This is a genomic window from Mucilaginibacter agri (genome assembly GCF_009928685.1).
Taxonomy (GTDB): Bacteria; Bacteroidota; Bacteroidia; order Sphingobacteriales; family Sphingobacteriaceae; genus Mucilaginibacter; species Mucilaginibacter agri.
This window is the reverse complement of sequence record NZ_WWEO01000040.1, coordinates 136,685-149,001: the sequence shown is the minus strand read 5'-3', so window position 1 is coordinate 149,001 and position 12,317 is coordinate 136,685. Positions and strand designations below refer to the sequence as shown.

General features: G+C 44.3%; 9 protein-coding genes. 3 read left to right on the top strand and 6 right to left on the bottom strand.

The features are described from left to right. Position 1 precedes the first annotated feature (1 nt). The 5 genes from GSY63_RS06515 to GSY63_RS06495 form a co-directional block, all read right to left on the bottom strand. Entirely contained in the window at positions 2-3,442 is a 3,441-nt protein-coding gene (locus GSY63_RS06515; protein WP_166584982.1) for a response regulator, read from the bottom strand. Positions 3,443-3,533: 91 nt separating this feature from the next. Further along, on the bottom strand, positions 3,534-3,950 hold the full coding sequence (locus tag GSY63_RS06510; protein ID WP_166584981.1) for a hypothetical protein: 417 nt from the start codon (positions 3,948-3,950) through the stop codon (positions 3,534-3,536). 15 nt (positions 3,951-3,965) lie between these two features. Next, positions 3,966-4,295, bottom strand: coding sequence for a gliding motility protein GldC (gldC, locus tag GSY63_RS06505; protein ID WP_166584980.1), 330 nt, complete (start codon positions 4,293-4,295; stop codon positions 3,966-3,968). 9 nt (positions 4,296-4,304) lie between these two features. After that, entirely contained in the window at positions 4,305-4,577 is a 273-nt protein-coding gene (locus GSY63_RS06500) for a hypothetical protein (protein ID WP_166584979.1), read from the bottom strand. Positions 4,578-4,583: 6 nt separating this feature from the next. Continuing rightward, positions 4,584-5,924, bottom strand: coding sequence for a DEAD/DEAH box helicase (locus tag GSY63_RS06495; protein WP_166584978.1), 1,341 nt, complete (start codon positions 5,922-5,924; stop codon positions 4,584-4,586). Between the two features lie 186 nt (positions 5,925-6,110). On the opposite strand from GSY63_RS06495, the gene GSY63_RS06490 reads away from it, so the two are divergent. The 3 genes from GSY63_RS06490 (at position 6,111) to GSY63_RS06480 (ending at position 9,321) form a co-directional block, all read left to right on the top strand. Then, complete coding sequence (locus GSY63_RS06490; RefSeq protein ID WP_166584977.1) at positions 6,111-7,448, top strand: dihydroorotase; 1,338 nt, start codon at positions 6,111-6,113, stop codon at positions 7,446-7,448. Positions 7,449-7,516: 68 nt separating this feature from the next. After that, positions 7,517-8,524 carry a N(4)-(beta-N-acetylglucosaminyl)-L-asparaginase gene (locus GSY63_RS06485; protein ID WP_166584976.1) on the top strand — a complete coding sequence of 336 codons (1,008 nt, stop codon included), beginning with the start codon at positions 7,517-7,519 and terminating at the stop codon, positions 8,522-8,524. 41 nt (positions 8,525-8,565) lie between these two features. Then, the gene (locus GSY63_RS06480; protein WP_166584975.1) at positions 8,566-9,321 is read left to right on the top strand and encodes a copper homeostasis protein CutC; all 756 of its coding nucleotides are present in this window, start codon (positions 8,566-8,568) and stop codon (positions 9,319-9,321) included. On the opposite strand, the gene GSY63_RS06475 is transcribed toward GSY63_RS06480, so the two are convergent. After that, positions 9,322-12,156: a TolB family protein gene (locus GSY63_RS06475; protein WP_166584974.1), complete on the bottom strand. Its 2,835-nt coding sequence runs from the start codon at positions 12,154-12,156 to the stop codon at positions 9,322-9,324. Positions 12,157-12,317: the final 161 nt, after the last annotated feature.

Genomic DNA, 12,317 nt, shown 5'->3' with positions numbered 1-12,317 from the left:
TTTAACTCTCCATCCACAACTGCATCAAAGATATTAGCCTGTCTACATCAACCGGTTTGGTAATGTAATCATTGGCACCTGCGGCTATACACTTATCGCGATCGTCTTTCATGGCTTTTGCTGTAAGTGCTATTACGGGTAATTTCGCCCATTTGTTCTGTTTTCTTATCAGCTTCATGGCCTCGTAACCGTCCATTTTCGGCATCATGATATCCATCAGCACAATATCCACATCGGGTGTAGCCTCCAGTTTTTCCAAGGCTTCTTCTCCGTCGTTGGCAATTTCCACTTCCAGATCAAATGATTGTAGCGCACTGCTCAGCGCGAATATGTTACGCATATCATCGTCAACTAGCAGCACCTTCCGGCCTTTAAGCATCGCCTTGCTACCATTTACGGCAGCACGTGGTTTAGGCGCAGCTGCCTGAACTGGTGCCGAAGTATTTAATTTGTGTAAGAAGAGGTTAACCTCGTCTATCAGCCTGTCCGACGATTTGCTGGTTTTTACTACCATCGCATTGGCATACTGCATCAGTCGGCTAACCGAATTTTTATCCAGTTCCATGGCTGTGTTGATGATAATTGGCAGCGATGCAAATCTTTCAATGGCTTTGATCTTATCCAAAAGATCCAGGCCAGAAATATCTGGCAAATTTAAATCCAACACTACGCATTGATATTCATTATGCTGCAGCATTTCAAACGCCGATTCGCCGTTGTATGCCTGCGCTACAGTAATACCCTGCTTTTGCATCAGCTCTTTCAAAGCATCGCTTTGGGCTTCGTGGTCTTCAACCAGCAGTATTTGTTTTACGCCGGTGGTGCTTTGCTGTATAATATCGCCAAAGAGTTTATTAAGCGCCTCGGTGTTAATCGGCTTTTTCATAAAGCTGATCGCACCTTCGCTCTTCACCTTTTTATCAGCGGCTTCGCCGGCCGACATCAGGTGTACCGGGATATTTTTGGTATCCGGGTTATGTTTAAGCTCTTTTAATATTTTCCAACCATCTTTACCCGGCAGCATAATATCCAGTATTACAGCATCGGGCTTATTTTCTGCAATAATTTCTGAAGCGTGCGTACCTTCATTAACCAATATGGCTTTGTAACCATATTCGGCCGCGTAGTTTTCGAGGATCTCGGCAAAATTGCGGTCATCTTCAACAATAACCACTAAAGGCTGCCTGTTCGGATCGTCCGAAAGTACTTTAGCCAATTTTGGCATCTCTACCGGCACTGTGAAACTTTGTACAGTAGGTAAATCTTCCTCGTCGACTACTACCGGACTTACGGCCGCGGTGACAGGCAAATTGAAAGTAAATTCACTACCCTTGCCTGGCTCACTATATAAGGTAATAGAGCCCCCCAGTAAACCAGCCAACTCACGGCTGATGGATAGGCCTAAACCAGTGCCACCGTATTTGCGGCTGGTTGACCCATCCTCTTGCTGAAACGCTTCGAAAATGAGTTTTTGCTTATCGGGCTGGATGCCAATGCCGGTATCCTTAATACTTAAAGCAATAGTATCAGCCAATGCACCCGGCATAGCTTTAATAGTGATAGTGCCACCTTCTGGTGTAAACTTGAAGGCATTAGAAAGCAGATTTTTAAGAATCTGCTCTACCCTTACCTTATCAGCAATAATATGCTCTGGCACGTCGCCTATTTCTGTAGCAAAACTAATCTTCTTGTTGCGGGCAACTTCGGCAAACAGCAGCTCCATATCACCCACGATACCCTTTACTGAGGTGCGCTCGTTTTGCAGTTCGAGTTTACCCGACTCAATCTTAGCCAGATCGAGAATATCATTGATCAGCGTAAGCAAGTCATTGCCCGCGTTGAAAATCACGCTGGCGTATTTAATCTGATCGTCAGACAGGTTAGCCGCTTTATTATCTTTCAGTATCCGCGCCAATACCAGGATACTGTTAAGCGGTGTGCGTAGCTCGTGGCTCATGTTAGCCAAAAACTCCGATTTGTAACGACCGGTAGTTTCCAACTCGTGTACCTTCTGGCTAATATCTTTACGGGCTTCTTCAACAGCCTGGTTCTTTTCTTCCAGTAAGCTGGCTTTTTCCTCCAGTTCGGCGTTGATGGTACGAAGCTCTTCCTGTTGTACGCGTAACTCTTCTTCAGATGCCTGCAGCATTTCTGTCTTGCTCAGCAGCTCCTCGTTGGTTACACGCATTTCTTCTTGCTGCGCTTCCAGTTCTTCGGCCTGCTGTTGGGTTTCCTCAAACAGATCCTGCATAATGCTCCGGGCCTGAGCCGTATTAATAGCTACGCCGATAATGCCCGATACCGCTAAAATATATTCTTTAATTGACTCGGTTAATTGCTCTTGATAGGCAATTTCCATTACACCTTTAAGTTGCTTGTCAAAAAACAACGGCACAATGAAAATCTCGGCCAGCTCCTGGCTAATAATTGAAGTTTCGAGTTCGAGTTTCTGATTAACGTTGCCCTTAATAGTGGCTGCCTTTTCGTCTTTGGCTACCTGGCCCAACCAGCTTTCTGATAGTTTAACGGTCTTCTTAATTTGGCTCAGATCGTGGAAAGCATACCAGGCGTTCAGTTTTAAAACTTCCTCTTTCGGCTCGTATAAGTAGAAGGTACCAGTAATGGCGCCTGTATAACTGCAAATCTCGGCCAATACCTTTTGTGCCAATTCGGCTTCTGTTAACTGGCCCTGCATTCTTTCGTTCAGGATTCCGCCGCCCGTTAAAAGCCAGTTTTTTGCTTCGTTTTCCTTTAGTACTGCTGCAAGATCAGCATTTGATAGCTTGATCTCGTCCTCAATCAACTGCTGCTTTCTGAAGGTCCCCAGTATATAATACAGCATCACCATCAGTATCAGGAAAAACACACCCGAACCACCAATAATAGTTACAATGGTATAGCTTACAGCTTTTTCTGTTGATGCTTTTCTTTCGTTGAGCGCCTTCTCTTCCCGGGTATTAATTCGATCGATCGTGTTGCGGATGCTATCCATCACATCCTTGCCGTTAAGCAATTTGTTTTGGGCAACCATAGCTTCCAAACCCATCTTATCGCGGTTATCCACGTTGGCCTTAAGCAGGTCTAATTGCTTGTACGATAAGGTTGTCAGCAAATTAATATCAGCCGTTTGCGATTGATCATCAAGCTCCAACGCTTTAATCTGATTAAGATCGTTATTGATGCGTGGTAAAGCAGCATTGTAAGGATCTAAAAACACTTGTTTATCAGTAGCCACAAATCCACGCATACCAGTTTCCGCATCAATCAATAATTGCAGTACGTGATTGGTAGTTGTGATTAGTTGTTGGCTGGACTCCATATCGGCTTGATTTTGTTCCAGCTGCTTAATGCTCCGGTAAGAAAAAAGCGCTACAAACAGAACCAGCAAGATAGATACAGCAAAGCCGAGGAAAACCTGCTGACGAAAGGATAGTTTAAGCATCGAATAAATTGAGGGTTAACCGTATTAAAGTTTACTAATATAGCAAAGTGTTGTTATATTAATAATTCGCCTTATGTACGCAAAAGCGCTACTATAAGTTCTGGTATTGGATGTTTTTTGCGCGCTCTTTGCTGCCCGCTAAAGTGGCAATAGCACCCGCAAAAAGCACAAACCAACCCCATTTAAACTTGATGAGCCGGGTAAGGCTTTTAGAGAGGCCTTTAAATGGTATAAAACTAAAAGTAGTGTTTACCTTCAAAATGGCTGCAATAAGCAAAAGGGTAATCAACACCAGCGACGTCCATGCGGTTGCCTTTACGATAGCATTTGCGCGGGCAATTACCGCAGCCAAACCGGCTATGGCTACAATTAGCACTACAATGCCGTAAGGTTTATTTAAATCGTAAACGTTCCAGTTGAAGAGATGGAAAGGCCTCAACAGGGGACAGTATGTGCCTGCAATGACAGCCACAAAGCCGGCAAATGTGATAAAAGATCGGGGTAACATCTTTGCAGGAAATAATTATTTAATGATCTCCATTTTTTCGGCAAAGTGGGCACAGTAATCGCGCAGGTCTTCTACTATATTGGTTTCGCCGGTGGCGCGCAAAAAGCTATCGCCCATAGTTTGCAGTGTTTCGTAAAAGAAACGTTTCATCTCATCAACCGGCATATCTTTGGTCCACAAGTCAATGCGCAGCGTGTTTTTATAGTTATTATCCCATAAAGCCAGCATCATAGATTTTACGGGCAGCGCCTCTTTGTTTTCGGCGTCTGTAGATTCCCAGGTGATGTTTTCCGGAACGTTATGATCGTCTAATTCGATAGTCAGTTTTATTTCTGCGGTCTTCATTAAAAGTATTTACTTCTTAAGTATTAAAAATAATATTGCCGTCAAAGTTATAAAGCTTAGTTCCACAATCCACAATTTTTTGGTCTCGGGAAAGAAATTACGCAGAATTATATCAAGAAATGACACAACAAAGGCAAACAGCAAAAAGATGAGCGCAATGGTGTTGGTAAAATGAGTGTAAACGCCGCCGGTAACCTTACCGCCACCGTATATCCAAACGTAACCTGCCAGAAGGATAAAAAGTGCCGTACAAAAATTTAACGGCGTAATTTTAAGTTTCATTAATACTTATTTTCTTTTGGGCTTGTAATATTTCTTTTTGGAGGCATCTTTAAGCTTTTTCTGATAGGCTTTACGGGCATCAGCGCCCTCTTTGGTGTTAGAGAGTTTCTTTTCGTGGAAAGCTCCTTTAAAATCGGGGTTCTCTTTACGCTTCTGCAAATCAATTTCGCGGGCCTGTGCCTGGCGTTCTTCGTAACCGGGTTGTTCTACAAATACATCGGCAGGCAGCTCGTTAACCAAAATAGTTTGTTTGATAAGGCGCTGCACCTTTTTCATGTAGTAATCTTCAGACGGCGTACAAAAAGTTATTGCCTCACCTTTATTATACGCACGACCGGTACGACCAATGCGGTGCACATAATCTTCGATAACCACAGGTACATCGAAGTTAATCACATGGCTTACGTTACTTACGTCGATACCACGGGCAGCCACATCCGTAGCTACTAAAATTTTAACCTCATCGTTTTTAAAGGCGTTGATAGAATTGATACGCGTATTTTGTCCCTTATTGGCGTGCAATACCTTAACCTGTTGGTCGTCAAACTTGCGTACCAAAAACTTGTAAACATCTTCTGCCGAAACACGGGTTCTGCAAAAAATGATCATCTTTTGGATGTTTTCGGTATGATCCAGCAAATACCTTAATAGGTTGATCTTGGTTTTTACCCCGGGCACCATATAAATGCTCTGCTCAACCGTTTGTGCCGGCGTGGCTTGTGGTGTAACTTCAATAACCGTTGGAAACTCCAGGAAATTACCTGCCAGGGTTTGAATTTTTTCAGACATGGTAGCCGAAAACAGCAGGTTCTGGCGCTTGCGTGGAACAACCTCTAAAATGCGGTTGATCTGTGGCATAAAGCCCATATCCATCATTTTATCGGCCTCGTCCAATACCAAAATCTGCAAAGGTTTGGTGTTGATATGCCCCTCTAAATAAAGGTCCATCAATCGGCCTGGCGTGGCCACAATAATATCAACACCTTTTTTTAAAGCCTCAATTTGAGTTTTTGGCCCCAAGCCACCGTACAATATCACCGTGCGCAGATCGGTATATTTAGCATATGCTTTAATATTTTCCTCTATCTGCATAGCCAGCTCGCGCGTGGGGGCAATAACCAGGCCCCGTGCATGCTCGCCTTGTGCGTACTTCAGCTTCATAATCATAGGCAGCACATAAGCAGCGGTTTTACCCGTACCGGTTTGCGCAATACCCATCACATCCTGCCCATTCAATATCGGCGGGATGGCTTTCTGTTGAATAGGCGTAGCCTCGGTGTAACCGGCATCGGCAATTGCATTCAATATCTGCCGGTTAAAATCAAAATCTTCAAAAACTACAGCCATGGGTGCAAAGATAGGGTTTTTCAAGGGAGTCAAGAATCGAGAATCAAGAGTCGGGACGAGAACTTAAAAGAATTGAAAATCGAGCGTCCAGAATCGGGGCAAATTCTTCCTTTTAATAGATTGGGTTTTCAAAAATCTTGATTCTCGATTCTCGATTCTTGACTCTCTTAAACTATCTTTGCTTCTATGTCATCTATCCTCATAAAATCAGCCACCATTGTTAACGAAAACAAACAGTTTACTACCGACCTACTTATAAAGGAAGGCCGCATTGAACGTATTGACAGCACAATTGATGTGAAGGCCGATGAGGAAATCAACGCCGAAGGTTTGTATCTACTACCAGGTTGTATTGACGACCAGGTGCATTTCCGCGAGCCGGGCTTAACCCACAAGGGCGAAATTTATACCGAATCGCGCGCTGCCGTTGCCGGGGGGATTACATCTTTTATGGAGATGCCTAATACCGTGCCCAATACCCTAACACAGGAATTATTGGAGCAGAAGTATCAGTTAGGAGCTGAAAAATCATTGGCGAACTACTCGTTTTTTATGGGTGCATCTAACGATAACCTGGAAGAGGTTTTAAAAACCGACATCACTAATGTTTGCGGCATCAAGGTGTTTATGGGATCATCAACCGGTAATATGCTGGTGGATAATCCTAAAACACTGGAGCACTTATTTGCCGAAGCGCCAATGTTGATAGCCACACATTGTGAGGATGAAGCCACCATACAGGCAAACCTTGCCCACTATAAACAATTAGTTGGCGAGCAAAACCTCACTATAAAATTTCACCCAAAAATTCGCAGTGCCGAGGCTTGCTACCTGTCGTCGTCAATGGCGGTGGAGCTGGCTAAAAAGCATAACACCAGGTTGCATATTCTGCATATTTCTACCGAGCGCGAAACGCATTTATTTGATAATACTACCCCGCTTGCCCAAAAACGCATTACTGCCGAAGCGTGTATACATCACATGTGGTTTAGTGATGCCGATTACGCTACCAAAGGGAACCTTATTAAATGGAACCCGGCTGTTAAAACTGCCGAAGACCGCGACGGTATATTGAAAGCTGTGCTCGACGGCCATATCGACGTAATAGCTACCGACCACGCTCCGCATACCGCCGAAGAAAAAGCGCAGGCTTACCTGCAAGCCCCATCGGGCGGCCCGCTGGTGCAACATGCTTTGCCCGCTATGTTGGAACTACACCATCAAGGCAAAATCAGCCTGGAGCAGATTGCTGAAAAAATGGCCCACAATGTGGCTATCTGTTTCAATATCGAAAAACGCGGCTTTATTCGCGAGGGTTACTGGGCCGACCTGGTGCTGGTAAACCTGAACAAGCCTTGGACAGTAAACAAAGACAACATTCTTTATAAATGTAAATGGAGCCCGTTTGAAGGCACCACATTTAAATCGGGTATTACGCACACTTTTGTGTCGGGCAATTTAGCCTACGAAAACGGCAAGCTGGTAGAATATGGTTCGGGTATGCGTATGCGTTTCGAACGGTAAGTTTATTGTACCGTATCTTTCTTGTGATAATTTTTCCGTTGCCATCCTATATTATATCTTAGTACACTATGTTAAACCGTCGTAAGTTTATTACTGTTGCCGCAGCCGGCGCATACCTTTCATCAGTTGCCAACAAAGTAATGGCAAAAACGTCCGAACCCTTAAAATCAACCTTACCTGTGGTGATTTCCACCTGGGATTTTGGTGTAGCTGCTAACCAGGCAGCCTGGTCGGTTCTTAAAAACGGCGGTCGCGCGTTGGACGCTGTTGAAGCCGGCGCACGTATCCCCGAAGCAGATATGAATAACCACAGCGTAGGCAAAGCGGGCTATCCCGACCGCGACGGACATGTAACCCTCGACGCATGCATTATGGACGAACAAGGCAACTGCGGTGCTGTGGCAGGCATTGAAGATATTGACCACCCTATTTCTGTTGCTCGCCTAGTAATGGAGAAAACCCCGCACGTAATGCTGGTAGGCGATGGTGCACGCCAATTTGCGGTAGAACATGGCTTTAAAGCGCAAAAACTGCTAACGCCCGAATCTGAAAAAGCCTGGAAAGAGTGGCTGAAAACGGCCAAGTATGCCCCTGTAATCAACAGCGAAAACAAAGATTATAAACTGGGTAACAAATACAATCACGATACCATCGGCATGCTGGCGCTTGACGCTAAAGGCAACATCTCTGGCGCCTGCACCACCAGCGGCATGGCCTGGAAACTTCACGGCCGTGTGGGGGACAGCCCTATCATTGGCGCAGGCTTATATGTGGATAACGAAGTGGGCGGCGCAACCTCTACCGGTGTGGGCGAAGAGGTGATCCGTAACGTAGGAAGCTTTTTAGTGGTTGAACTGATGCGCCAGGGCCATTCGCCGCAGGAGGCTTGCGAGGAAGCGGTTAAACGCATTATCAAAAAGAAACCGGAGACAGCTAAACAAATACAAGTAGGCTTTTTAGCCATTAACAAAAAGGGCGAATATGGTGCTTATGCCATACAGGAAGGTTTTAGTTATGCTGTGTGCAATGCAGAGAATCAAAAAACTCTGATTAAAGGCGAAAGCTTTTATAAATAAACCTACGTATATTAGTATAACTACTTTTAAATCTGCCCTTTATGCACAACCCTATCACGCTCGAAATATGCGCCAACTCTGTTGCGTCGGCATTGGCCGCCCAGCAAGGCGGCGCCTATAGAATAGAGCTTTGTGAAAATCTTAACGAAGCAGGCACTACCCCATCGTATGGCCAGATTTTATTAGCGCGAAAACTTTTAAATATAAAGATCTACACGTTGATACGCCCCCGTGGCGGTGATTTCCTTTACAGTGATTACGAGTTTGAGATTATGCAGGCCGATGTTACCAACTGTATTAAAGCAGGCTGCGATGGTGTTGTAATTGGCTTGCTGAAAAAAGACGGCAGCATCGACAAAGAGCGTACCGGCGCACTGGCAGATCAGGCAATTAAAGGCGGGCTTGGCGTTACCTTCCACAGGGCGTTTGATATATGCTCGGATTATTATCAGGCACTGGAAGATATTATCGATATCGGCTGTGAACGGATACTGACATCTGGCGGCAAAACCACGGCCATTGAAGGTGCCGGAACATTAGCTCACCTTGTAGAGAAAGCCGCAGGCCGTATCACTATTATGGCTGGCAGTGGCGTTAACGAACATAATGTGCATGATCTGGTCCGCTTTACGGGCGTTACCGAAGTGCATACATCGGCCAAAATGCGCAACGCCAGCCGCATGGATTACCATAACGACCATATTATGATGGGCAACCGTTATCATGATCTTTATACCTTCGAAAGCACAGACGCAGATCGTGTAAAAACGATATTGGCCAATGCTAACGAAGCCTAATTAGAATATCGTTAACGGCACAACCAACTCAAGCCTATTAGATCCGTGGCTCCCCAAATCTTCATCAAGCAAATGGGTATATCTTAAACCAAACGTAATTGGCGACTGGTTAAACCACTGCGTATCAAAAAACACTTCCAATCCCGTCGATCGAAAATTACCTTTAAAGGGTGAGCCGTTGGTGTAAAAATCCTGCCCTTTGGTATAATCAAAAAAGGCATTACCACGAATCCGCAGAAAATAAACCAGGTTAGCAAAACCTGCATCAGGATAAGCAATCGGGAAATGATAATTCACCGCCACCTTATCCATTTTGTAGAGGTTGTAAACAGTATATCCTCTCGAGAACGGGAAATTATTGGAAAAATCGATCACCGTATTTTCGCTACGCTGTTGATGAGCCAGCCCAACCACAAAGTTGTGATTAGTAGCCAAACCTGGAAAGTAAAAATTACCTGTGGCTAAAAACTGGTAGTTGCTGGCGTTAATTACCCCCTTTTTATAACTCAACGATACTGATTGCGCCAGGTGCGGATAAATATTCTGCACGGCAGACTGCATGCTGTTGCTAAAGTTGATATAGTTGTTGAGGTAGGTATAATTCTGATCTGCAAACCGGCTACGGTAGGCTTCCTGAAAATGGGTGCTGTTGTAATAAACAGAGCTACCAACACTTAAATATCTGCTAAACCGGCCTTCGCTAAAGTTAAATGGCAGCTGTAACCCGGCATGTAGGCTGGCCTCGTTCCAGTAAATGTTCTCGCCCCGATAGTAGCCTTTACGATCAAAGGTGTAATCTACTCCTCCGGATATAAAAGGAAACAGCGCTCCATAAACCGCATTGTAACCTACTTCTTTATAGCCCTCGTTACGATTGTAAGTACCCGATAAGGATGATTGAAATGTATTCAATACGTTTTCTCCAGCAAGTGATAGCGTGTAATTCGGATCTTCAAAATCGGGCAGTAAGCTGTGAAAGTTAAAAAAGTTATGCAGCTTATTATACTTACTTATCTTCAAGGGTTCCGGCTTTATCTTAGCCATCAAATCGGCTGCCGAATCCTTTTTCAATACCGTAATCTTATAATCTGGTAAAACCCGCACTGATGGCGCTTCCACGGGTTGCCATGTCACACTTTGCTTATCAGCCCGATGAACCTGGTAACCATACGCACTGAAACTGGTCCATGCCAGCTTGTTACCTGCAACAGCTGGTTGATAATTGCCTATGCCGTATTGCAGGGTATCATTTTGTAACTTGTAAAGTTTTTTATCGGTAATAGATAAAGCATACAATCGATCATTAGTGCCCTCTGTGGCTGTAAAATAAATGGTGTCTCGTTGTACGGCTGTAAATCCAACCGGTGCTATATTATACGCCAATAGGCTCTCAACATTACCGGTTTTTAAATCTATCGAAGCAATGGTCATTTTGCCCTGCGGATTTCTTACGGCTGCAATGATCTTATTCTCACTATAAAATTTGGGGTAAGTGTAAAAGATACCGGGTTGTGCCGGCACTTCTTCTAACAACTTCCCGGTTTCAGCATCAAGGATGTGCAATTTGCTTTTGCCCGATACATCAACCTGCACAGCCACAATTTGCTTACCATCATCACTAAAGGCGGGCGAAAAATATTTGGAGCTATGGGTTAGCTTCTTTTGCTTACCTGAAGCTACATCGATCACCTTTAATTCGTTGTAGTTACGGTTACCCCAGCGAATGTCTGGCCTGTACGAAGCGTATACAATTTTGCCGTTATAATAGTTAAAATACCTATCGAGCGATAGATCTTTAACTCTAATCTTCGATTCCTTATTTCCCCTTAGCACCACAAATGCTGGGATCTTTTTATACGAACTCTTTACGTAGATCAGTGTACTATCATTTACAACGGCCGGATACTCCCTATTGGCGATAAAATGCTGGTTTTTATCATATTTTGGGCCTACAACTTTATCAGCCGGAGTAGCTATCTGTTGTTTAAAATAGTTTAAAGCATTGTTTCTAAATTCGGGATAGCTTACGCCCGAATATCTTTTAACACCCTTTGCGAAAGGATAAAAGAAACCGCGGTAAGCCGCAGCATCGTGCGTTACGTTTCGCCAAAAAGTTTGTCCGTACTGTTGCCGACCGTAGGCGTTCATCATATAGCCAAGCGGGTACCAATCGGGCACGTAATCACGGTACGATCCGTTGCGAAGCTTCATCCAGCTGTAGTCTTTCCCGGCATCCCACAAGCCATGGAAGCCATTAAAAAAATACGGCAATCGGCCTCTACCCTGGTCACTTACATAGGTTTCGTTATAAACGGCATCTCCCTCAAAAAACCAGTCGGGCACGGCAATAGTGTTTCCCAAAAGCTGGCCGCTTTCACCAAACACAACGTGAAGGGCTTTAGACAGGCCAACGTTAAAATTATTGTATTGCTGCACGTGCCTAAACTCGTGTATGGCCAATTGCTCGGCCCAGCTCAGGCTACCCAGTTCAAAACTATTTTGGTCGGGGGTTAAATAAAATTCGCTGCGGAATGGCGCCAGCATTACAAAACCATTGCTAATAGTGGTTTGGTTTTGCAACACAATGTTTACCTGCTTTTGCCTGTAACCAATACTGGGCTTAATAACGCCATTCATTTGCTGGATGATATTAGCCACTTGCAAGCCCACAGAATCCAACCCGTTGGGGAAGATAACCCGTGCCGCCGGGATATTTACCTGCCGCCATTTAATTGATGGCGGGTTGCCACCAAATTCCTGCGCTTTTGCAACTAAGGCACAGGCCGAAAACAAACCAACAAACAGTATTTTTTTAGGGGAAATGGCTTTAAACATCAGTATATCTGAACCCGAATTTACAGAATTATAAAATGATCGGAATTTAATATTTATAATTCTGATAATCCTTTAATTCTGCAAATTCTGATTCAGACCCAATATACACTGCTATGACAGTGCATACGACAAAACTCATTACATTTGCCGCTTGTTAATGT

What these genes read in the sequence shown, in the direction of transcription:
- GSY63_RS06515 (WP_166584982.1), bottom strand. Translation starts at nt 3,442, where the DNA reads ATGCTTAAACTATCCTTTCGTCAGCAGGTTTTCCTCGGCTTTGCTGTA.
- GSY63_RS06500 (WP_166584979.1), bottom strand. Translation starts at nt 4,577, where the DNA reads ATGAAACTTAAAATTACGCCGTTAAATTTTTGTACGGCACTTTTTATC.
- GSY63_RS06475 (WP_166584974.1), bottom strand. Translation starts at nt 12,156, where the DNA reads ATGTTTAAAGCCATTTCCCCTAAAAAAATACTGTTTGTTGGTTTGTTT.
- GSY63_RS06510 (WP_166584981.1), bottom strand. Translation starts at nt 3,950, where the DNA reads ATGTTACCCCGATCTTTTATCACATTTGCCGGCTTTGTGGCTGTCATT.
- GSY63_RS06495 (WP_166584978.1), bottom strand. Translation starts at nt 5,924, where the DNA reads ATGGCTGTAGTTTTTGAAGATTTTGATTTTAACCGGCAGATATTGAAT.
- gldC (WP_166584980.1), bottom strand. Translation starts at nt 4,295, where the DNA reads ATGAAGACCGCAGAAATAAAACTGACTATCGAATTAGACGATCATAAC.
- GSY63_RS06485 (WP_166584976.1), top strand. Translation starts at nt 7,517, where the DNA reads ATGTTAAACCGTCGTAAGTTTATTACTGTTGCCGCAGCCGGCGCATAC.
- GSY63_RS06490 (WP_166584977.1), top strand. Translation starts at nt 6,111, where the DNA reads ATGTCATCTATCCTCATAAAATCAGCCACCATTGTTAACGAAAACAAA.
- GSY63_RS06480 (WP_166584975.1), top strand. Translation starts at nt 8,566, where the DNA reads ATGCACAACCCTATCACGCTCGAAATATGCGCCAACTCTGTTGCGTCG.